The 22,103-nt window shown below is 67.7% G+C and carries 16 protein-coding genes and 2 pseudogenes; 9 read left to right on the top strand and 9 right to left on the bottom strand.

Annotated features, from left to right (window positions below):
- Positions 1-40: 40 nt before the first annotated feature.
- On the top strand, positions 41-679 hold the full coding sequence (locus B7P44_RS30655) for an FMN-binding negative transcriptional regulator (protein WP_084909584.1): 639 nt from the start codon (positions 41-43) through the stop codon (positions 677-679).
- A gap of 204 nt (positions 680-883) precedes the next feature.
- Positions 884-5,518: an RHS repeat-associated core domain-containing protein gene (locus tag B7P44_RS30650; protein WP_084909583.1), complete on the top strand. Its 4,635-nt coding sequence runs from the start codon at positions 884-886 to the stop codon at positions 5,516-5,518.
- A gap of 46 nt (positions 5,519-5,564) precedes the next feature.
- On the opposite strand, the gene B7P44_RS30645 is transcribed toward B7P44_RS30650, so the two are convergent.
- Entirely contained in the window at positions 5,565-6,164 is a 600-nt protein-coding gene (locus B7P44_RS30645) for a thioredoxin family protein (RefSeq protein ID WP_084909582.1), read from the bottom strand.
- Positions 6,165-6,410: 246 nt separating this feature from the next.
- On the opposite strand from B7P44_RS30645, the gene B7P44_RS30640 reads away from it, so the two are divergent.
- The gene (locus B7P44_RS30640) at positions 6,411-7,151 is read left to right on the top strand and encodes a response regulator (RefSeq protein ID WP_084909581.1); all 741 of its coding nucleotides are present in this window, start codon (positions 6,411-6,413) and stop codon (positions 7,149-7,151) included.
- Positions 7,148-8,470: an ATP-binding protein gene (locus B7P44_RS30635; protein WP_084909580.1), complete on the top strand. Its 1,323-nt coding sequence runs from the start codon at positions 7,148-7,150 to the stop codon at positions 8,468-8,470. Before B7P44_RS30640 ends, B7P44_RS30635 begins: the two co-directional genes overlap by 4 nt.
- Positions 8,471-8,494: 24 nt before the next feature.
- On the opposite strand, the gene B7P44_RS30630 is transcribed toward B7P44_RS30635, so the two are convergent.
- Positions 8,495-9,106, bottom strand: coding sequence for an alpha/beta fold hydrolase (locus tag B7P44_RS30630; protein WP_084909579.1), 612 nt, complete (start codon positions 9,104-9,106; stop codon positions 8,495-8,497).
- Positions 9,107-9,326: 220 nt separating this feature from the next.
- Positions 9,327-9,539, bottom strand: a pseudogene (locus tag B7P44_RS30625) (GNAT family N-acetyltransferase); the annotation flags it as partial.
- A 239-nt stretch (positions 9,540-9,778) separates the two neighbouring features.
- Here B7P44_RS30625 and B7P44_RS30620 point away from each other — a divergent pair.
- The 4 genes from B7P44_RS30620 to B7P44_RS30610 all read left to right on the top strand — a co-directional run bounded on the left by B7P44_RS30620 (position 9,779) and on the right by B7P44_RS30610 (position 13,843).
- Positions 9,779-10,972 (top strand): porin, encoded by a 1,194-nt coding sequence (locus B7P44_RS30620; RefSeq protein ID WP_084909578.1) that lies wholly within the window; start codon positions 9,779-9,781, stop codon positions 10,970-10,972.
- 94 nt (positions 10,973-11,066) lie between these two features.
- Positions 11,067-11,513, top strand: a complete 447-nt coding sequence (locus B7P44_RS30615) for a GFA family protein (protein ID WP_084909577.1) — start codon at positions 11,067-11,069, stop codon at positions 11,511-11,513.
- Positions 11,514-11,633: 120 nt separating this feature from the next.
- Positions 11,634-11,936: a hypothetical protein gene (locus B7P44_RS36865; protein WP_133117952.1), complete on the top strand. Its 303-nt coding sequence runs from the start codon at positions 11,634-11,636 to the stop codon at positions 11,934-11,936.
- Positions 11,927-13,843 carry an SMP-30/gluconolactonase/LRE family protein gene (locus B7P44_RS30610; protein WP_084909576.1) on the top strand — a complete coding sequence of 639 codons (1,917 nt, stop codon included), beginning with the start codon at positions 11,927-11,929 and terminating at the stop codon, positions 13,841-13,843. Before B7P44_RS36865 ends, B7P44_RS30610 begins: the two co-directional genes overlap by 10 nt.
- A gap of 17 nt (positions 13,844-13,860) precedes the next feature.
- Here B7P44_RS30610 and B7P44_RS30605 read toward each other — a convergent pair whose 3' ends face one another.
- The 6 genes and pseudogenes from B7P44_RS30605 to B7P44_RS30580 all read right to left on the bottom strand — a co-directional run bounded on the left by B7P44_RS30605 (position 13,861) and on the right by B7P44_RS30580 (position 20,736).
- The gene (locus B7P44_RS30605; RefSeq protein ID WP_084909575.1) at positions 13,861-14,808 is read right to left on the bottom strand and encodes a c-type cytochrome; all 948 of its coding nucleotides are present in this window, start codon (positions 14,806-14,808) and stop codon (positions 13,861-13,863) included.
- Positions 14,805-15,500, bottom strand: a complete 696-nt coding sequence (locus tag B7P44_RS30600; protein ID WP_456264004.1) for a c-type cytochrome — start codon at positions 15,498-15,500, stop codon at positions 14,805-14,807. The genes B7P44_RS30605 and B7P44_RS30600 overlap by 4 nt, the downstream gene beginning before the upstream one ends.
- Positions 15,501-15,563: 63 nt before the next feature.
- Complete coding sequence (locus B7P44_RS30595) at positions 15,564-16,661, bottom strand: molybdate ABC transporter substrate-binding protein (RefSeq protein ID WP_084909573.1); 1,098 nt, start codon at positions 16,659-16,661, stop codon at positions 15,564-15,566.
- An 8-nt stretch (positions 16,662-16,669) separates the two neighbouring features.
- Positions 16,670-17,461 (bottom strand): thiosulfate dehydrogenase, encoded by a 792-nt coding sequence (gene tetH / locus B7P44_RS30590; RefSeq protein ID WP_084909572.1) that lies wholly within the window; start codon positions 17,459-17,461, stop codon positions 16,670-16,672.
- A gap of 163 nt (positions 17,462-17,624) precedes the next feature.
- Positions 17,625-19,789, bottom strand: a pseudogene (locus B7P44_RS30585) (TonB-dependent siderophore receptor).
- Positions 19,790-19,986: 197 nt separating this feature from the next.
- A complete protein-coding gene (locus B7P44_RS30580) occupies positions 19,987-20,736 on the bottom strand; it encodes a TetR/AcrR family transcriptional regulator (protein WP_084909571.1) in 750 nt (249 codons plus the stop codon).
- A 170-nt stretch (positions 20,737-20,906) separates the two neighbouring features.
- Between B7P44_RS30580 and B7P44_RS30575 the strand changes: the two genes are divergently transcribed.
- Positions 20,907-22,088, top strand: a complete 1,182-nt coding sequence (locus tag B7P44_RS30575; protein WP_084909570.1) for an isovaleryl-CoA dehydrogenase — start codon at positions 20,907-20,909, stop codon at positions 22,086-22,088.
- The last annotated feature ends 15 nt before the right edge of the window (positions 22,089-22,103 follow it).

The following is a 22,103-nucleotide window of genomic DNA, read 5'->3' as shown; positions in this document are numbered from 1 at the left end:
CCCGTGAGCCTCTGGACCTTTGCCCGATCGTGGAGCCGCCATGTATGTCCCTGCCCATTTCGACGAATCCCGCCTCGAGACGCTGCATGCGCTGATCGCGCAGCACCCGTTCGGCAGCCTGATCACGCACGGCAGGAGCGGGCTCGACGCAAACCACATTCCGTTCGAGCTGATCGCCGGCGACGGCGGGCTCGGTGAGCTGCATGCGCACGTCGCCCGCGCGAATCCGGTCTGGCAGGACGTCGCGGACGGCGACGAGGTGCTGGTGATTTTCCGGGCCGGCGATGCGTACATCTCGCCGAGCTGGTATCCGAGCAAGCACGTGACGCACCGGCACGTGCCGACGTGGAACTACGTCGCCGTGCATGCGCATGGGCGCATCACGGTGCGCGACGACGAGCGCTTCGTGCGCGGCCTGGTCGCCCGACTCACGCGTACGCACGAAGCATCGCTGCCCGAACCGTGGAAGATGGGGGATGCGCCGAAGGACTACCTCGACATGATGCTGCAGTCGATCGTCGGGCTGCAGATCGAGATCACGCGGCTGGTCGGCAAGCGCAAGCTGAGCCAGAACAAGGCGGCGGACGACATGCGCGGCGCGGGGGAGGCGCTGGTCGCGCGCGGTGAGCGCGTGATCGGCGAGGCGATGGTCGCGGAGGCTGACGTGAAACGGGAGTGAGACCGGGGAGGCGCGCGCAGCCATGGGCGTGCGCATGGCCGATGTCCGTATCGCCATACCATCGGATGATTCGTGCACTATAGTCAATGCTGCCGAGCAAATCGACCGTAGCGTTGCGCAACGGATTTTCCGCGCGCGATGGCGCAGCACGGGCCTCGTCCACCAGCAGGCCGCCAGAATGCAGCAGATCCGGAAGGAGAAGCCATGGCCTTGCCTGCCGTCAAGCACCTCGATCCCGTGATCGGCGTCGACGTCCATATGGTCGCAGTCGGCCCCGACCCGGAAGTGCCGTTGCCGCATCCGCATGTCGGCTTCGTGCTCGACCTGCGCGAATACATCGAGGCGGCGAAGGGCGTGATCGGCAGCATCGTGTTTGCGTTCGTCGAGGACGAGGTCGTCGAGTATCTCGACGCGCATCCTGACGTCGAGGCGCAGATCGAGGAGACCTTGAGCCCGGTGGCGGACGCGCTCGGGCAGGCCCAGGCGGACGTGATGAGCGAGCCGGTGGCCGCCGAGGCCATCAAGCTTGCCGGAAAGGGCATGACGATCGCCGGCGAGGCCGCAAACGCGCTGGGCGCGGGCGTCGGCATGGGCGGCATCGCGGGCCGGCCGGTGTTCGTGAATGGCTTTCTGCGGGCCACGGCCGGCACGCACACGTTCCACGTTCGCGGGCTGCATTTTCCTTTGGGCGAGGCGTTCGCTCCGCCCGACAACGAGCCGATGCCCTCCAACGACGCAGAGTCGTACATGGGCAGCCGGACGGTGCTGGCCAATAACGATCCGATGTCGTTCATGGCGCTGCCGGCGATGAGCTGCTGGGCCGTCGGCATCGAACCGCCGCCGCACAACGGCGCCCATACGGCGCGCACGTACCCGTCGATGCCGTCGTCGGTGATGCTGCCGATCCCGGCCGGGCGGCCGGTGCTGGTGGGCGGGCCGCCGGTGATGAACATGGCGGCGCTGGCGATGGGGCTGTTCAAGGCCTTTCAGGGCAGCAAGTGGGCGAGAAAGCTGGCCGACAAGCTGCATCTGAAGCCCGGATTCCTGCGCTGCAATGTGCTGCACGCGGAGCCGGTGGACGCGATCACGGGTGAGGTCGTGGTCCAGCAGCATGACTTCACGGTACCCGGGCGCCTGCCGCTCGTGTGGGATCGGCATTACGCCAGCCGCGACACCTATGCCGGCGCGATCGGGATCGGCTGGCGGACGCCTGCCGATACGCGGCTGGCGTTGATCCGGGACGAGAACGGAGTCGGCGTCGCGGCATATTTCCCGGGCCATGCGACGGCGTTCGACATGATGCCGTCCGACAGCGGCTGGCCGGGCCGCGTGCATGACTGGCAGCATGGGCACGCGCTGTACCGGCGCGACGATCGGCTGGTGCTGCGCACGCGCGCCGGCATCGAGTGCGGGTTCATGCTGCCGGCGCGGTGGAGAGGTGCACTCGCCGAAGATGCGCGGCTGATATTGCCGGTCGAGCGCATCGCCGATCTCAACGGCAATGCGTGGGTGTTCGAGCGCGGGCCGGACGGCAGCCTCACGCGTCTGGTCGAGTGGCGGGGGGACGTCGCAACCGGGCGCGTGATCGCATGCACGACCGGCAGCGGCATGGTGTCGGGCCTGCTTGCCGGGTTGACGCTGATCGACGCCGGCGGTCGCGCGCATCCGCTCGTCGGCTATGAGCATGATCACGCGCGGAACCTGATCGCCGTCGTCGATGCGATGGCGCAGCCTCACCGTTTCGACTACGCCGGCGAGCACCGGATGGTGCGCCATACCGGCGCCCGAGGGGTGTCCTTCCACTACAGCTATCAGCAGCATGACGATGGCGCCTGGCGCGTCGACCATGCGTGGGGGGACAACGGCCTCTTCGACTACCGCTTTGCCTACAATCCGGCGCGTCAGGAAACCCGCATCACGAATTCCCTGGGACACACGACGGTCCTGCAATCCAACGAACGCGGCATGCCAGTTGCCCGGATCGATCCGCTGGGCGATGTGACGAGCTATGGGTACGACGCGCAGGGCCGCGCCAACGCGGAAACCGACCCCGCGGGACGGACCGCCGCATGGGAATACGACGCTTGCGGCAATCTGCTCGTGCAGACCCTGCCGGATGGCGATGCGCGGCGCACCGAGTACAACGCCGACCACAAGCCGGTGTGCGTGACGGAGCCCGGCGGCGGGCAATGGCGCTATGCGTGGGACGAACGGGGCAACCTGCTCTCGCAGACGACGCCGGCGCAGGCCAGCGATCACTACGCGTACGACGAGTACGGCCAGCTCATCGCGCATACCGGGCCACACGGCGCGGTCACCCGGTTCGAGTACGATCCCGATGGTTATCTGGCTGTCCTAACCGATGCGCTCGGCCATCGCACGCAGTACACGCATGACGCGCTCGGCAACCTGATTCAAGTCATCAATGCGCTCGGCCAGGTCAGTCGTTACGAATACGACCGCAACGGCAATCTGACGCGCGCCATCGAAGCGGGCGGGCATGAGGTCCACTGCGTCTACGATGCCGAAGGCAATCTGCTGCGCTACCGCGATCCGGCCGGTAACGTGACCCAGCTGGCGTATTCGGCGCTGGGGCAGATCAGCGCACGGCAGACGCCGGACGGAAGCGTCGTCGAATACTGCTACGACACCGAGGAACAACTGGTCGGCGTGGTCAACGAGCGCGGCGAATGCTACGAGCTCAAGCGCGACGGGCTGGGCCGGATTGTCGAGGAAGTCGATTACTGGGGCCAATCGCGCCGCTACGAGTACGGTCCGCTGGGCGAACTGGCGCGCAGCATCGATCCGCTGGGGCAGGCGATTGTCTATTGGACCGACCCGCTCGGGCGCATCGTCCGGAAGCAGGTGCCGGACCCGCGACAGCGCGACGGGTTTCGTATCGAGACGTTCGAATATGACCGTAGCGGCAGGCTGACCGTCGCGGCCAATCCCGACAGCCGGGTCGAACTGCGCTACGACGACGCCGGCCAGTGCGTTGAAGAACGGCAAGGCGACGATTTCGCGATCGCTTGCCGGTACGACGCGACCGGCCAGTGCATCGAGCGCCGCACGCGGCTCGACACGGGCGGCGGGACGGTCGCACATACCGTGCGCTACGCGTATGACGTGCTCGGCGCGCTCGCGTCGATCCGGATTGACGATGCCGCGCCGGTCATCCTCGAACGCGATGCGCTCGGGCGGGTTTGCGTCGAACACCTGGGCGACGCGTTGCGGCGCGAACTGGCGTATACGCCGGATGGGCGATTGGCCCGGCAGACGCTGCTGGCCGGCACCGGTCCGGTGTTCGCCACGGAATACGCATACGACGCGAATGGCGAGATGACCGCGAAACGTGATTCCCGACTCGGCATCGAGCGCTTCGACTACGACCCGGTGGGCCGGCTGACTGGCCACCTCGACCCGACAGGGAAACTGCACCGTTTCCTGTGCGACCCGGTGGGCGCTTTGTTGAAGACGCGGGTTCGTCAGGACAATCGCGCCGGCGGGTTCGGCCACGGGCCGCAAACCGGCACGTGGTTGCGCGAGGGCGAGCACGATGGCTGCCACTACACGTTCGACCGTGTCGGCAATCTGTTGCGCAAGCAGGACGCGCAACAGGACCTGCAGTTGCGCTGGGATGGTGACGGGCTCCTGATCGAAACGCTGGCGGTGCGCCTGACGGAGGACGGCGCGGCAACCGGCGCGTTGCGCATCCACACCCGCTACGCGTATGACGCGCTCCACCGGCGCACCCGAAAGATCACGCAGATCCAGCGCGAGCCCGGCGCACGGACGGGCTCAAGCTCCGGCTGGACCAGCGGGTCGCGCACCTGCAGTTTCTTCTGGGAAGGCAATGCGCTGGTGGGGGAAATCGCGCACGGCAACGCGACCGCCGACCTGCATCCTGATCGCGAGAATGTGGCGGATGAATACAGCGACGCGCGCGAGTGGGTCTTCTATCCGGGGACGTTCCGGCCACTGGCGGCGATGCCGTTCTTCGCGCCGGCGTCCGAGGGACTGCATGTTTTCCATACCGACCCGAACGGCGCGCCGGTGCGACTGACCGACCTTTCTGGTTCGATCGTCTGGGAGGGCCATTACGGCGCGTGGGGTCAGGTCAGTCCGGTCGGGATGCAGGCTGCATTGGATCAGCCGCTGCGGTTCCAGGGGCAGTATTACGACGCTGAATCAGGGCTGCACTACAACCGCCACCGCTACTACGATCCCGCCATCGGCCAGTTTCTGAGCCCCGATCCGATCCACCTGCTCGGCGGCGTGAACCTCTACGCGTACGCGCCGAACGGATTGGGCTGGGCCGATCCGTTGGGGCTCTCGGGAATTCCGATCCGGCCGACGCCGCATTACTTCGGCCACGACAAGCCGGAGACCCAGGAGGGGGTGCGGCGCGCCGTCGAAGAGTATTTGAAGGATAACCCGGCGCTTCGAAAGACCGGCGGCAAGAATATCGCTGCCGTCCTGTTGCACGACGGCCAGTACAAAGTCTTGCATGGTGGAGACAAGGGGGGCCATCCTGACCGGCTGCTGCTGGAGAAATACGGGAACGATGTGAAGGTATTGTGGACAGAGCTGTCGCCCTGCACGATGAAGGATTGGGAAAAAACGGTGAAGGACCGGAGCATGGCGTCCGTACAGCCCTGCCACGATGTGATCAAGAATATGGAGGAGTTCGATAACCCGCACAAGGGGCTCAAGGAGGTTTGGTATTTCACTCCTGTCGGAGGAAAGGACAACAAGGGCCTTTTAAAAGCCTTTCGCGGTAATCGGAAGATGTGGGACTCGGTCACGCGCGACAATTACCTTTATCCCTGGCGAAATTAGCGCGGACCGTCCGGTAGACGGTCTGCGCCGCACCCCCGGACAGCGGCTACTGCGTGCGCGCTGCCCCCTGCGGGTTTTGCGCAATCGGCGCGGTCTTCGCCGTCCGCGCGAGCGCGTCGCGAATCGCCGCTTCGGTCTTGTCATACGCCCCTTCACCAAAGCGCGTATAGACGATCTTTCCATTCCCGTCGATCAGATACAGCGCAGGCCAGTACTGGTTGCCGTATGCTCGCCACGTGTCGTAACGGTTGTCCTGCGCGACCGGATAACGAATGCCGAAGCGCTTGATCGCCTCCGCAACATTGCCCGCATCGCGCTCGAACGGATACTCGGGCGTGTGCACGCCGATCACGACCAGCCCCTGATCGCGGTACTTGCGATACCAGTCGTTGACATACGGAATCGTATGAATGCAGTTGATGCACGAATACGTCCAGAAATCGACGAGCACGACCTTGCCGCGCAACTGGTCAAGCGTCAGCGGCGCGCTGTTGTGCCAGCGCTCGATGCCGGCGAACCCGGGCGCCGGCGCGCCGGATTCGGCCATCGGCGGGACGGTCTGGCCGTGCGTTTCGGCGAACGCCGCGAATGCGGCGGCGGCGGCGAAGGCGGTAACGACGGCGGTGGTCTTGAAGCGGCTGAACATGGGGCATCCTCCGTGGATCGGGGCCGCGGCCGGCTCGGGCGGGCCGCGGTCGTTCGGGTTTCGACAGACCGTATTGGGCCGCGCGGGCGTATCCGGCATGTGTCGGCCACCCCGCCTGTTTGCAATGTCGTGTATCCGCGGCCGGGCCGGATACACTGCGATACAAACCGGCGCGCGGCTTGCGGTATAAAACGGACATCGCCCCTCCGGATCCCCGCGGCACGCGCCGCATCTTTGACCGCCTTCATGGACAAGACCGACCACGTACTGATCGTCGACGATGATCGCGGCATTCGCGAGCTGATCGCCGACTACCTCGAGAAGAACGGCATGCGCGTGTCGCTGGCCGCGAACGGCCGCGAGATGCGCGCCGTGCTCGACAGCGGCGCCCCCGACCTGATCGTGCTGGACCTGATGCTGCCGGGCGAGGACGGCCTCGTGCTGTGCCGCGAGCTGCGCGTCGGCAAGTTCCGCGCGGTGCCGGTGCTGATGCTGACCGCGCGCGGCGAGGAAACCGACCGCATCGTCGGCCTCGAGATGGGCGCCGACGACTATCTCGCGAAGCCGTTCGCGGTGCGCGAGCTGCTGGCGCGGATCCGTTCGGTGCTGCGCCGCACGCGGATGCTGCCGCCCGGCATGCAGGTGACGGAAGCGGCCGGGATGCTCGGCTTCGGCGAATGGCGGCTCGATACGACGGGGCGGCACCTGCTGGACGCCGAAGGCACGCTGGTCGCGCTGAGCGGCGCGGAGTACCGGCTGCTGCGCGTATTCCTCGACCATCCGCAACGGGTGCTGACCCGCGACCAGCTGCTCAACCTGACGCAGGGGCGGCAGTCCGATCCGTTCGACCGCTCGATCGACCTGCTCGTGAGCCGCCTGCGGCAGCGTCTGCGCGACGGCGCGCGCGAGCCGCGCTATATCAAGACGCTGCGCAACGAGGGCTATGTGTTCTCGGCGGCGGTGACCGTCATCGAAGGCACGTCATGACGCCGCGCACGACATGGCGGTGGCCGCGCACGCTGTTCGCGCGGCTCGCGCTGATCCTGTGTGTGGGCCTCGCGCTCGCGCAGACGCTGTCGTTCTGGCTCACGGTCATGGAGCGCGACCAGGCCACCACCAACCTGATGATGGGGTACATCGAGCGCGAAGTCGCGAGCTCGGTGGCGCTGCTCGACCACCTGCCGCCCGCCGAGCGCGCCGATTGGCTGCCGCGGCTCGCGCGGCGCAGCTACCAGTTCATCCTCGGGCCGGGCGAGACCGGCACGCCGCCGGAGGCGCGGCTGTCGGCGCGCGTCGAGCGGTCGATCTCGGACGGCATCGGCGGCGAGTACCCGCTGACCGCGAACGCGATGCCCGGCGACAGCGAGCATCTGCAGGTGCATCTGCGCCTGACCGACGGATCGCCGCTGACGATCGACATCCATCCGATGTCGACGGTGCCGCTGTCGGGCTGGCTGCCGTTCGTGCTCGCGCTGCAGCTCGCGGTGCTGGCCGCGTGCTGCTGGCTCGCGGTGCGGCTCGCGACGAGGCCGCTCAAGCAGCTCGCGCAGGCCGCCGATGCGCTCGGCCCGGACCTGAAGGCGGAGCGGCTGAGCGAGGACGGCCCGTCCGAGGTCGCGCGTGCGGCGCGCGCGTTCAATGCGATGCAGGACCGCATCGCGCAGTACATGGCGGAGCGCATGCAGATCCTCGCGTCGATCTCGCACGACCTGCAGACGCCGATCACGCGGATGCGGCTGCGCGTCGACGTGATGGACGACGACGCGCAGGGCGCGAAGCTGCGCCAGGACCTGCTCGAGATGGAGCACCTCGTGAAGGAGGGCGTCGCCTATGCGAAGACGCTGCACGGCACCGAGGAAGCCGCGCGGCGCACCGATCTCGATGCGCTGCTCGACAGCATCGTGTGCGACTACGCGGACGCAGGGCAGGCCGTCACGCTGCACAGCCGCGCGCCGATCGCGCTCGTCACGCGGCCGAAGGCGCTGCGCCGCATCGTCGGCAATCTCGTCGACAACGCGCTGAAGTTCTCCGGTGCGGCCGAGATCGACGTGACGGCCGCGCCGGACGGCGGCGCGGTCGTCGCGGTGCTGGACCGCGGGCCCGGCATCCCGGACGACCAGCTCGATGCGGTGTTCGAGCCGTTCCGGCGCGTCGAGACGTCGCGCAATCGCGAGACGGGCGGCACGGGGCTCGGCCTCGCGATTGCGCGGCAGCTCGCGCTCGCGATGGGCGGCGTGCTGACGCTGGCGAACCGGCCCGAAGGCGGGCTCGAGGCGCGGTTGACGTTGCGCAATCTCGCCGGCTAGATGTGAAGCGTGCCGTTCAGCCGATCAGACCCGCTGCAGATGCGCATCGACGAGCGGCGCGAGCGTGCGCGCATGCACGGCGGCGAGATCATGCTGGCCGCCCGGCACGACGTGCAGCCGCGCATCGGGCAGCCGTTCGATCAGGCGCCGGCCGGCTGCGACCGGACTGAACGGGTCCGCGTCGCCCCACAGCAGCAGCGTTGGCTGCGCGACCCGGCCCAGCTCCGCCGACAGGTCGGCGCGAAACGACAGGAACCAGTCCGGCAGGTGCGGATTCTCGGCGGCGAATCCGCTGCGCCAGTCCTGCGCGCCGAGACCCTGCATGTCGAGGCCGCCGGACGTGACCGTCAGCACCAGATGCGTGACCCATTCGGGCCGCTCGAGCGCCGCGCGCAGCGCGATCACGCCGCCCATCGATTGCGCGATCACCGCGGTGGGCCGGTCGAGGCGCCGCAGCACGCGCCGCACGAGGCCGTCGAAGTCGCAGACGTCCGGATCGCCGGGCTCGTCGCCGAAGCCGGGATAGGCGACGACGCGTCGCTCGGCAGGGTGGGTCAGGTTGTCGATCAGTGGCTGCCAGAACGCGGTGCTGCCCGAGGCGCCCGGCAGGAAAAGCAGTTGCGATGGAACCGGCATGTCGGTTTGGTTTCTCGTGATTGACGTGATCGGTTCGACGCCTGGCCTGTTCATCCGGCCGTGAGACGCACCACGGCTTTCTGCAGGGTGTCTTGCCCAACGCGCCATGATGTGCGCGTCAGCATCGCCCGCTGGTCAGGTCGTCGAGGGGGGAGCGGCGATTGTCGTCAATTCGGCACAGGCCGTCCATCGGCCGGCGGGCGCTGCCGCGTGCCGCGCGTCAGTCGGTCGCGACGCGCGCATACATCGCGAAATCACTGGGCGCGCCGCGGACCATCCGGTATGCGCGCAACAGTCCTTCGTAGCGGAAGCCGCACTTCTGCAGCACGTGCGCCGAGCGCAGGTTGGTCGAGAGGACGACGCCCTGGATCCGCACGAAGCCGTACCCGGCGAACGCCCATTCGGTGACGGCCGCGCATACGGCGCGTGCTGTCTTCCCTGTCTGCGGCGCGCATGCGACGTCGCTGACTATCTCACTTTCCGCAAGAAACTATTTTCATTCTTCCGCTTTTCTATGGAATCGGTTCCATTTACCATTGCGAGCCGTTTCGGGCGCGCCCAGCGTGCCTGGCGCGCGTCACGTTCGTAGAAGCCGGCGGCCATGCATCGCCGCGCACCCTGTCAACTCGCACCTAGAACAACGGGTTTCACGCCCGGAGACAAGTCAAAACCATGAACAAGCAACTCGTCGCAGCGTCGCTGCTGCTTCCGCTCGCGGGCAGCGCTTTCGCGCAGAGCGCCGTCACGCTGTACGGCATCGTCGATGCGGGCGTCACCTATCGCAGCAACGAACGAGTCGGCACCGCGGGCAACTATACGGGCCACTCGAACGTCGGGCTCACGACCGGCAACCTGTCCGGCAGCCGCTGGGGCATCAAGGGGACGGAAGATCTCGGCGGCGGCCTGCGCGCGCTGTTCGTCCTCGAAAACGGCTTCGACATCACCAACGGCACGTCCGGGCAGGGCGGCCGCCAGTTCGGCCGCCAGGCGTTCGTCGGCGTCGGCAGCGAGCGCTACGGCACGGTGTCGCTCGGCCGCCAGTACACGTCGCTCGACGACTTCGTGAGCCCGGTCGGGCCGTCGGCCTACATCGGCGGGTTCGGCGCGCATCCGGGCGACATCGACGACCTCGACCAGACCGCGCGCGTCGACAGCTCGATCAAGTACACGAGCGCGAACTACGCGGGCTTCACGTTCGGCGCGCTGTACGGCTTCGGCGGCCAGCCGGGCAGCATGAAGCAGCGCAATACGTGGAGCGTCGGCGCCGCGTATGCGGCGGGCCCGCTGCGCGTCGGCGTCGGCTACGAGCGCTCCGACAACAGCAAGACCGGCGCGAACGACAAGACGGTCGGCAAGTGGCAGAGCACCGACGACGGCCTGTTCAATTCGTCGATCAACGAAGGCTACGCGAGCGCGCAGTCGCAGCAGGTCATCGCGACCGGCGCGACCTACGACTTCGGCCCGGCGCTCGTCGGCGTGAACTACAGCAACGTGCAGTACCGCAGCGGCGACCGTTCGCTGTTCTCCGGTCACGCGACCTTCAACGTCGCGGGCGTCTTCACGCGCTGGAAGGTGCAGCCGCAGACGCAGCTGTTCGCCGGCTACAGCTACACGCGCGGCAGCGAGATCGAAGGCGCCGACGGCCGCGCGCAATATCACAACGTGACGCTCGGCGCGGTCTACGACCTGTCGAAGCGGACCAGCGTGTACCTGCTCGGCGCGTACCAGCGCGCGTCCGGCACGACGCTCGATGCGCAAGGGCGCCCGGTGGCGGCGACCGCGTCGGTGTCCGACAAGGCGAACAGCCACTCGTCCGATGCGCGTTCGCAGGTGATCGTCAGCCTCGGCATGCGCCAGCGATTCTGACGAACGGCCGGCGGGCGGCGCGCTGCCGCCCGCCTGGGGTTCACCGGCTGCAGCGGCGCTTCTCTATACTTGGGCCTCTTCACAAGGAGGCGAAATGACTCGAGAGCGTTCCGTGCGCTGCCTGTGCGGCGCGGTGACCGTCACACTGCAGGGCGAACCCGCGGCAAGGGCGAATTGCCATTGCCGGACGTGCCGCGACTTCTACGGCACCTCCATGTTGTCGGCCACCGCGTGGGGCAGCGAGCAACTCGCCGTCACCGGCGCGAATGCGACGTTCGCGCATCCGTCGAAAGCGATGTCGCGCACGTACTGCGCATCGTGCGGCGAAATCATGTTCGGCACGAACCGGCTCGGCATGCGCGTCGTGCCCAACAGCCTGAACGCCCGCGCGCACGACGGCCAGCTGCCCGACGAACTGCAGCCGACGATGCACCTGTTCTATCGGCAGCGGGTGATCGACATCGTCGATCCGCTGCCCAAGTATCTCGACGGCTGGGACGGCCCGACCTGGGATGGCCTGCCCATCGCCCCCGCGAGCTGACCGTCCCCGGAGCGGGACGTCGTCGCGGCGCGCGCATGATTCCCGCTCCCTTCGCAACCGGCCGCCGGCCGGCATCGAATGCACCTGCGCAAAAAAATATAAATATTCGAACATTAATTTTTGCTTGCATTCGAATTTCAATTCGCAATGATTGAGTCTGGCGTCGGCGAAATCGAAAAACGCGTGGCAGTACGAAAAAATGACGCGCGCTTTTCGAAGGGGTCGGCAGAAAATGCCGAAAAAACGGCATTGGAATGCGCTCGTGCAGCGGCCCGACGAAAAAGCCTGGCATGGCCGGATGCGCATGATGAACAATGCATTGCATCATCGGCGCGTGATGCGCGGCCAATCACCCATGTTTCATGTCCTGCGATTTACATTGTCGAGGGACGATCGTCACAGGAGCATTATTCATGTTCATGAAACAAATCCGCGCGGCATTGCTTGGCGCATTGCTCGCGACGATCGTGTCGGCCGTTCACGCGCAATACTCGACCGACTGGATCGCGAATACGTTCGGCACGATCGCCGCGCACGTCGGCAACGGCGCACGATCGATGTGGGTCGCGCCCGAAGGCGTGATCTACACGTCGTCGCGCTGGGACGAAAACGCGGGCGGCGTCGCGATGTACCAGAACGGCCAGGGCATCGGCACGATCGGGCTGCACGACGAGTTCCAGGGCGGGGCCATCACCGGCAACGCGTCGTCGCTGTTCGTCGCGCTCGGCTACAACCGCAACTTCGGCAGCGGGTCGGTGGGGCGCTACAACCGCTCGACGAACACCCGCGACCTGCGCATTCCGGTCAGCGTGTGGACGGGCGTGCAGTACGCGGACGTGATCACCGGGCTCGCGACGGCCGGCACGCTGCTGTACGTGAGCGATTTCTACGGCAATCGCGTGCGCGTCTATACGACCGCCGGCGTCTGGCAGCGCGACATCAACGTGACGGGCCCCGGCGCGCTCGCGCTCGACGCCGCGGGCAACCTGTGGGTCGCGCGCAAGAGCGCGGGCGTGGTCGTGCAGTACAGCCCGGCGGGCACGCAGATGAACACGATCGAGATGGGCGCCGTGTCGCGGCCGTCGTCGCTGTATTTCGACGCGTCGACGGGGCAGTTGATGGTCGGCGACGAAGGCCCCGACATGAACATCAAGACCTACAACCTGGTCGGCATTCCGGCGCAGGTCGGCACGTTCGGCGTGCAGGGCGGCTATCTGGACACCACGTCGGGCATCAAGGGGCAGGTCGGCGACAAGCGCTTCACGCGCGTCGCGGGCATCGGCAAGGATGCGGCCGGCAACCTGTACGTGCTGAACAACGCGTGGGGCGGCGGCTGGGATCTCGGGCGCAACGGCAGCACCGACCTGCACGCGTACAGCCCGGCGGGCGCGCTGCAATGGAAGCTGCAGGCGCTGAACTTCGAGGCGATCGCCGCGCCGGACCCGGTGACGGACGGCGCGCTCTTCTACAGCGGCGCCAACATCTATACGGGCACCTCGGGCGGCACGTTCGTCGCGAACACGATCGATCCGTTCACCTATCCGCGCGACCCGCGCCTCGACATCAAGGACTATCAGCGCGGCCAGCATTTCGGCCAGCTCGTGTCGGTCGGCGGCAACCGGATTCTCGTCGCGTCCGGCCAGAACCCCGGCAACTTCAACTTCTACTACTTCAACGCGACGAGCGGCTACATCGCGATTCCGGCCGGCTCGCTGCCGGGCAAGCCGTTCAACACGACGCTGCAGGTCACCGCGGGCTTCGCGATCGACGGCAACGGCGACGTGTGGGCCGGCCTCAACGGCACGAACACCCTCACCCACTATCTGATGACGGGCTTCGACGCGACCGGCAAGCCGTCATGGGGCAAGCCCACGACGATTCCAGTGCCGGCCACGGTCGCGCCGGTCACGCGCATTGTTTACCAGTCGGACAGCGACACGATGATCCTCGCGCAGGGCCTCGCGGGGAACTGGGACTGGACGGCGATGAACGGCTACATCGAGATCTATCACGGCTGGAAGGCCGGCAACACGACCGCACCGAACCCGGTGATCACGCTCACCAGCCCGAACCCGAAAACGATCGCGGCGGCCGGCCATTACCTGTTCGTCGGCTACGTGCACACGGTGCCGAACATCGACGTGTTCGATCTCGACACGGGCGCCCTCGTCACCACGCTGACGAATTCGAATACGACGGCGATGGACGTCGGCAACGACGTCGACTCGATGTACGGCATTCGCGCGTATCTCCGCTCGACCGGCGAGTACGTGATCACGAAGGACAACTACAACGGCTCCAGCATCGTCGTGTATCGCTGGCATCCGTGATCACGTTTGCTCCCGCGTCAGTGCGGGCCGGGTGCGCCTAGCACGCGTCCGTTCACGGTCCGCCCGTACATCGAGTCGGGGTTGTCGTGAAAGCGCGCGCGCGTGGCCTCGACCGACCTCGTGAAGCGCGGATCCTGCGGCCGTTCGTGGCTGTCCATGAAGGTCGCGACGTCCCACGCCTGCTGGTCGGTCAGCGTGCCGCCGAGCCCGAGCGGCATGTTGGCCTTGATGAACCCGGCCGCGTTGCGGATGTCGCCCATGCCCGCGCCCCAGTTGAACGAGCGCGCGCCCCACAGCGGCGGGAACACCGTCTTGCCGCCGCTCGACTGCCCCTGTCCGTCGGCGCCGTGGCACAGCGCGCAATGCTGCGCGTAGACGGCGGCGCCGCGCGCATAGTCGGGTTTCAGCGCGGGCGGCGGCAGTTTCGGAAAGCCCTGGCCGGGCAGCTTGCCGCCGATCGGCGCGCCCTTCGCGAGCCAGTACGCGTAGGTTTCGAGCGCGACCAGGATCGGGTCGCCGTTCGGTGGCGCCTTGCCGTTCATGCTGTAGCGAAAGCACCCCTGCAGGCGTTCGGCGAACGTGTTCACGTGGCCGTTCTTGATGCGGTAGGCGGGATACAGCGGATACGCGCCCCACATCGGGCTCGAATCCGCGCGGCGGCCGGCGTCGAGATGGCAGCTCGCGCAGGTGAGCGGGTTGCCGACGTATTTGCCCGCGAACTCGGGCGTGTGCATGAAGATCCGTTCGCCGAGCTTCACGGTCTTGCCGAATTCGTCGTCGGGCAGCGCGGATTCAGCGGGTGGGGTGAACGGCTGCGCGGGCGTGGGCGTCGCGGCTGCGACGGCGGTTGTTGCGGCAGGGGCGGACGCGGCCGACGGATCGGCCGCGGCGAACGCCGGCCCGCAGGCGGCTGCGCCCAGCAGGGCGGCCAGCGCGCGGCGATACGGGCGGAATCGATCGGTCATTGTTGGCCTCCTTGCGATGCCGAACCGGCCGACGGCGCGCCGGTGCGGGCGTAATAGGCGGTCACCGCGTCGATGTCGGCGTCGGACAGCTTGCTCGCGACGCGCTGCATCAGCGCCATCGGCCCGGGCGGGCGCGCGCCGTGTTTCCAGCCGTGCAGCTGGTTCGCGAGATAGGCGGCCGGCTGGCCGGCCAGCGGCGGAAACGCGCTGCCCACGCCGATGCCGCCGGGCCCGTGGCATTGCGCGCAGGCGGGCAGCCCCTGCGTCCAGCGTCCGCGCGTCGCGAGCCATGCGCCGGTGTCCGACGGCGCGGCCGGCGTATCGTCCCTGGCCGCGATGCCGGGCGGCGCGGGCAGCGACGCGAAGTATGCCGACACCGCGTTGCGCTCGTGGGCGGACAGCCCTTTCGCCATCGGCTGCATGACGGGATTCGGGCGGCTGCCGTCCGCGAACGCGGCCAGCTGCGCGGACAGATAGGCGGCCGGCACACCTGCCAGACGCGGGAACGCGGCCGCCGCGTTGCCTTCGCCGTTCGCGCCGTGGCAGCCGATGCAGGCGGCGACGCCGGCTGCCGTGCCTTGGGTCGCGATGGTCTTGCCGAGCGCCGCGTCGTCGGCGTGGGCGCCGGACATGGCCGACAGCAGGCCGGTCGCGGTCAGCCACGCGCAGATGAAGCGGCGGCGCGGCGTCACGATCGAATCGTTCAAGTCTCCTCCATTGCGGGGTCGCGTTGTGTCGTTGTGCGGCGGGGGCGCTCAGCTCGAGTCGGCTTGATTGCGCGGCGCTGCTTGCGTGCCGGTGTCGATAGCCGTCCCCGTGCTCGCACCATTGCCGGTGCTCGTGGCCGGCGCCGATGCCGCATCGTACCGGCCGAAGCCGTATCGCTGGAAGATCCGGAACGCGTCGGGCGACCGGATGAACGCGAGCCACTGGCGAGCCGCTTCCGGATGCGGCGCGCCATCGACCAGCGCGCCCGCATAGATCTCGGTGGTGTTCTGGCCGGCGGGAATGTCGACGTGCGCGAGCGGATGCCCGGCCTGTTCGTGGAAGATCGCTTCGGATTTCCACAGCACGCCCGCATCGGCGCGCCCCTGCATCAGGAACAACGCCGTCTCGCGATGGTGGATGCGGGTCAGCTCGGCCGTGCCGGCTTGCACCTTGTCCTCGTAGACGGCGCGCGCGAGCGCGTCGCCGCCCGCCTTCACGAGCGACGCCTTGATCTGCCGCGCGACGCCTTCGAATGCCGGGTTCGGCATCGCGAGCCGCAGCGCCGGCTTCGCGAGATCGTTCAGCGACGCGATGCGCGCCGGGTTGCCCGCGCGCACCATGATCGTCAGCTGGTTCGTCACGTACGGCACGGCGGGGCCCGTCAGCGTGCCGTCGGCGATCAGCGCGTTGACTTGCCCAAGGCCGGCGAAATACGCGTCGGGCTTGACCGTCCACGTCATGTTGCCGACGGTGATCGTGCCGCCGGCCTTGATCTGCGTGACGAGCAGGCCGGGCGGAATCGTTTCCCAGAAGATCTTGCCGCGGTATTCGGGGTGATCCTCCTCGAACTTCGCGACGAGCGGCGCCATCACGAAGAAATAGTTGCCGCCGACGAACAGCACGAGCTTCGGCGCGCTCAGGTCGCCGTGGAAGTCGGCGAGCACGTCGACTTGCGGCACCGTGAATTCGAGGCCGCGATGCAACGCGTCGTTGTTCCGGCCGTGCTGCCACGGCGGGAAGATGTCGGTCTGTTGTGCGGGCGCGGGAAATGCGGCGGGGGCGGCGACGCACAGCCAGCCCGCCAGCATCGCATGCAGGATGCGGCGGGTCCGGCGCGGCCGTGCGGGCGTGTGGAGAGAGGCCATGTCGATCCTCATTTCGCGTACGAGAAGCCGACGCGCTGCAGTTCGGGCAGCGTGCCGACCGCGCCGGGCGTGATGATCGCGCTCGGGATCACGTGATTGGTCAGGTCGGCGGCGAGCGCGTCGAGCGGCAGCTTGTCCGGGTTCGCGTTTGCGCCGTCGAGCCGTTCGGCGAGCTCCCAGATCGCGTTGTGGCACGACAGGAACACGACGCCGCGCTGCAGCAGCGCCGCAATGCTGTTGTCGTGCGCGGAAAACGCGCCGCGGGCGCTTTCGTGATCCTGCGCGCCCTGCGACTGCGCGGGCTTCGCGTCGAGCAGCGTGTTGGCCGGGAACGCGTCGCCGGCCAGTTTCGCGAGCCCGTACTTGTCCCACGCGGCCTGGTCGTACAGCGCGAGATGCGCGCTGCCGTGCGTCGCCGACACGACCAGGAAATCCGGGTGCCGGAACGACCAGACCTGCGCGTTCAGCGCATTGCGCATCAGGTTCAGCCACGGGCCGCCGAGCTCGGTGTTGTCCCAGGCCTGCTTCGGGCCGCCGCGATAGCCGATTACTTCGGACAACGCCGCGTGGTCCCATTGGTCGGGATGCTCGAGGATCATCGGCACCGTCTTGAAGTCGCGCCGCCTTGGCGTGGCGGCCAGGCGGCGCGTGAGGTCCGCGAGGCGGGCGCCGCCCCCGGGCAGCAGTGATCCGGTGTCGGACTGTGCTGCCTGCGTTCGGCTCGCGGCCCCCAGGATGGCCGTGCCGGCCGCGAGGCCGAATGTCTTCAGCGCGCTGCGGCGCGCATGCCGCTCGGTCATGACGTGTCCCCCGATGAGGTTGTTGTCTGGCAGTCGCTATTGCGCAGCCAGTCTAGAGGGGCACGATCGCGAGCGGAAATCGCAAAATCGGATGGAAGCTATTCGAGGGTCCGATGATTGTTCGGATGAATGGGGCGCGGCGGGCGCCCGCCATTCGAGACCGTCAGAACGACACGGTCGTCGTCAGCGTGACGAGGCGCGGCTCGCCGACCGCGACGATCAGGTTGTTGTTGCTCGACGGGTAGTAGGTCTTGTCGAGCAGGTTCTTCACGTTGAGCTGGATGCGCGTCGGGAACTTGCCGATCGTCGTCTCGTAGGCCGCGAACGCGTCGACGCTCACGTAGCCGGGCAGCGTGAAGCGGTTCGCCGTATCGCCGGGCCGCGCGCCGACGAAGCGCGCGCCGCCGCCGAAGCGCCAGCGGCCCGGCAGGTTCGCGATGGCTGTGTCGTACACGGCGAACAGGCTGCCGGTGTGGTGCGCGAATTGATCAGCGGCTGGTTGGCCTCGCGGTCGTTCGCGTTCGTGTATGCGTAACTGCCGATCAGGCTCCAGTGGCGCGTGAGCTGCCCCGCGACGTCGAGTTCGATCCCGCGCGAGCGCGCGGTGCCGATCGTCGACGTCACGTTGTCGACGGACACCGCGACGTTGCGCTTGTCGATCTGGTAGACCGCGAGCGTGCCGGTGATCGCGGGCCTGAGGCTGAACTTGAGCCCGGCCTCGACCACGCGGCCGAATTCCGGCGCGAGCGGCGCGGCGGCGTTCGACGACACGTTCGGCTTGAACGAGCGGCTCACGTTCGCATACGCGGTCAGCGCCGGCGTGATCGCATAAGCGAGCCCGAACTGCGGCAGCCACACGTGCCCGTGCGAGCGGTCCGCGAACACGAACGGCCGCCCCATCCCGGATTCCTGCTGCCAGTCCTCCCAGCGCAACCCGGCCACCGCGGTGAGCCGTTCGGTCAGGTTCACCGAGTCCTGCAGGACGATCGAGTACGCGTGCACCTTCGACAGGTTGTCGCTTTGCGTCGTGCTCGGCATGCCGCCGGGCGCGAGCAGGCCGTAGACCGGATCGAACAGGTTGAAGCCGGGCGTCGCCTTGCCGCGGATCGTGTCGCCGCGGAAGCTGCGCTGCCGCTCGTATTCGCCGCCGACGTAGAGCGCGTGCTTCATCCCCGCGAGCGTCACGTTGCCGAGCAGGCCGAGCGTCGCGATCTGGTCCGAATCGTTGCGCCCGAGGTTCGCGTCGGACGAGCGCATCATCGCGCCCGTCGCGCTGTTCAGGCCGGTGGCGCGCGTGATGTATTGCGCGTAGCGGTCGCGGCCCCAGCCGTAGGTCGCGCGCAGCCGCCACGCGTCGGACAGGCGATGCTCGACGCGCGCGCGGAACGTCTCCTGGATGCCGCTGCTCTGCGACCACGCTTCCTCGTAGCGGCGATAGCGCAGCGCATCATCGAGGCGGCCGTTGACGAGCGCGGCGCCGCGATCGAACGGCGTCGTGTAGTCGACGTACTGGTAGCTGACGTCGATCGACGTATTCGCGTCGTGCCACGACAGCGCGGGCGCGATCAGCGCGTCGCGGGTGCGGCCGAAGGTGCGCCAGTAGCGGCTCGTGTCGTATTCGCCGGTCAGGCGGAACGCGAGCGTGCCGCCCGCGACCTGGCCGGGCTTGCCGAGCGGGCCGGTGAGATCGAACGTCGCGCCCGCGCCGCCGTGGCTCGTGCGCGTCGCGGAGAGCGAGCCGCCGAACGTGTCTTCCGGCTTGCGCGTGACGAGGTTGATCACGCCGCCGGGGTCCTGCATGCCGTACAGCAGCGACGCGGGGCCCTTCAGCACTTCGACGCGGTCGATCGTCGCGAGATAGCTGTGCAGCACCGGCGTGCGCATGCCGTCGACGAGCACGGAGCCGTCGTTGTTCGAGCCGAAGCCGCGCTTGATGAACGCGTCGCGCGTGCCGCCGAGCGTGTTCGTCTGCGTGACGCCGCTGATGTTGCCGAGCACGTCGTCGAGCGAACGGGCCTGCTGGTCCTGCATCACCGTGCTGCTGACGACGGCGACGGATTGCGGGATCTTCTCGAGCGGCGTGTCCTGCGCGCCCGCGACGGACGTGGTGCGCGGCTGGTAGCCGATCGTCGGGTCGCCGACGGCCGATGCGTTGACGCTGATCGTCGGCAGGTCGGGGGCGGCGGGGGAAGTCGAAGAGACCGGGGCGGCGGTTTCGCCGGCGGCGGCATGCGCGCCGCTCGCGACGCACAACGTGATCAGGGCGGGCAGGCTCGTGCGCAACGGGCGGAAGGCGCCGGTGCGCCGGGACGTTCGGCGGACATGCATGAATCGGTGACGAATGGAGTACTAAGGATCGGGTAAGGGAATGCCGGCGCTTGGGCGACCGGAGGCGGCATCATATTGCTAATGAGAATCATTTGCAATAAAAGATTACACGATCGAAAGCAGGGTGCCGGCTCGAGTGGCCGTTGCGCGGCGGCCGTTTCCGCTGAAACCTTTCGTGTAGCGACGATATTGCGCGCTCACGCGCGCGCGCCGTTCCCTTCCAGCCGCTGCACGGCCTCCGCCACCTCGTTCCTGAACCGCACGAGCGCCGCCTGTTCCGGCGCCGGCGGCTGCACGGCCGCCCACAGCATGTCGACCAGGTGCGCGGCCGTCGTTTCCGTATCGAGCTTCCGGTGCCCGAGGATCGCGTCCCACAGCACGTGCTCCATCGGCCCGAACACCATCGAGCGCAGCAGGCTCAGCGGCATGTCGGTGCGCACCTGGCCGGCCGCCTGCCCGCGCGCGAGCACGTCCATCAGCGGCGCCGTGTAGCGCCGCTGCAGCGCGGTCAGCTCGTCGCTCAGCGCGTGCTGCTTCGCGCGCCCCTCCGACAGCACGAGCGCGCACAGCCCGGTGCCGTTCACGAGCATCAGCCGCAGGTGGGTGCGCACGATGAACGCGAACTGCTGCTGCACCGGCGCATCCTGCGGCATCCCCTGCTCGAACGCCGCGATGATTTCGTCATACCAGTCCGCGATCACCCGCGCGCACAGCTCGCGCTTGCCGCGGAAATAGCTGAACACGGTCGCCTCGGACACGCCGACCCGCTGCGCGATCTCGGCGGCGGTCGCGTGCTCGTAGCCCTTTTCGGCGAACACTTCACGTCCGGCGCGCAGGATGTCCTGCACGCGCTGCTGCGATTTGCGGCCGGCGGGCGCGCGGGGCGCGTCGGCGCGTTCGGCCTTGACGGTGTCGGTCATGGTGTCGGTCGGATACACGGCTGTCATCGGGCCATGATATCTGAGTGTCACTCAAAAAACTATTGACGACGTCCTGCGCGAAGCGCGACACTACGCAAAATTTCCGCAGTATTGGCTAACGAATCGGCGCGACAACCGGTTTTGAGCAAAACTCAGAAATCGGTGCGTGCAACGCATTTTCTGGAGACGGAGGAGACATGATCAACTTGCCCGGCGTGCAATTCATGCTCGGTGAAGACATCGAGATGCTGCGCGACGCCGTCGCGAATTTCGCGGCGAAGGAAATCGCGCCGCGCGCGGCGGAAGTCGATCGCACCGACCAGTTCCCGATGGATCTGTGGAAGAAGTTCGGCGACCTGGGCGTGCTCGGGATGACCGTCTCGGAAGAATACGGCGGCGCGAACATGGGCTACGTCGCGCACATGGTCGCGATGGAGGAAATCTCGCGCGCGTCCGCGTCGATCGGCCTGTCGTACGGCGCGCACTCGAACCTGTGCGTGAACCAGATCCACCGCAACGGCACCGAAGCGCAGAAGCAGAAATACCTGCCGAAGCTCGTGTCGGGCGAGCACATCGGCGCGCTCGCGATGAGCGAGCCGAACGCCGGCTCCGACGTCGTCAGCATGAAGCTGCGCGCGGACAAGCGCGGCGACCGCTACGTGCTGAACGGCACGAAGATGTGGATCACCAACGGTCCCGACTGCGACACGCTCGTCGTCTACGCGAAGACGGACCTCGACGCGGGCCCGCGCGGCATCACCGCGTTCATCGTCGAGAAGGGGATGAAGGGCTTCTCGGTCGCGCAGAAGCTCGACAAGCTCGGGATGCGCGGCTCGCACACGGGCGAGCTGGTGTTCCAGGACGTCGAGGTGCCGGAAGAGAACATCCTCGGCCAGCTCAACGGCGGCGTGAAGGTGCTGATGAGCGGCCTCGACTACGAGCGCGCGGTGCTGTCGGGCGGCCCGACGGGCATCATGGCCGCGTGTCTCGACGCGGTCGTGCCGTACATCCACGACCGCAAGCAGTTCGGCCAGGCGATCGGCGAATTCCAGCTGATCCAGGGCAAGGTCGCCGACATGTACACGACGTTCCAGGCGTGCCGCGCCTACCTGTACGCGGTCGGCCGCCATCTCGACTCGGCGGGCAGCGACCACATTCGCCAGGTGCGCAAGGACTGCGCGGGCGTGATCCTCTACACGGCCGAGAAGGCGACGTGGATGGCGGGCGAGGCGATCCAGATCCTCGGCGGCAACGGCTACATCAACGAATACCCGGTCGGCCGCCTGTGGCGCGACGCGAAGCTCTACGAAATCGGCGCCGGCACGAGCGAGATCCGCCGGATGCTGATCGGCCGCGAGCTGTTCGCGGAAACGCTGTAACGTCCACGCCACGCG

It is taken from the genome of Burkholderia ubonensis subsp. mesacidophila (assembly GCF_002097715.1).
GTDB classification, from domain to species: domain Bacteria; phylum Pseudomonadota; class Gammaproteobacteria; order Burkholderiales; family Burkholderiaceae; genus Burkholderia; species Burkholderia mesacidophila.
The sequence above is the reverse complement of the archived record's forward strand: the minus strand, read 5'-3'. Positions and strand labels throughout refer to the sequence as shown.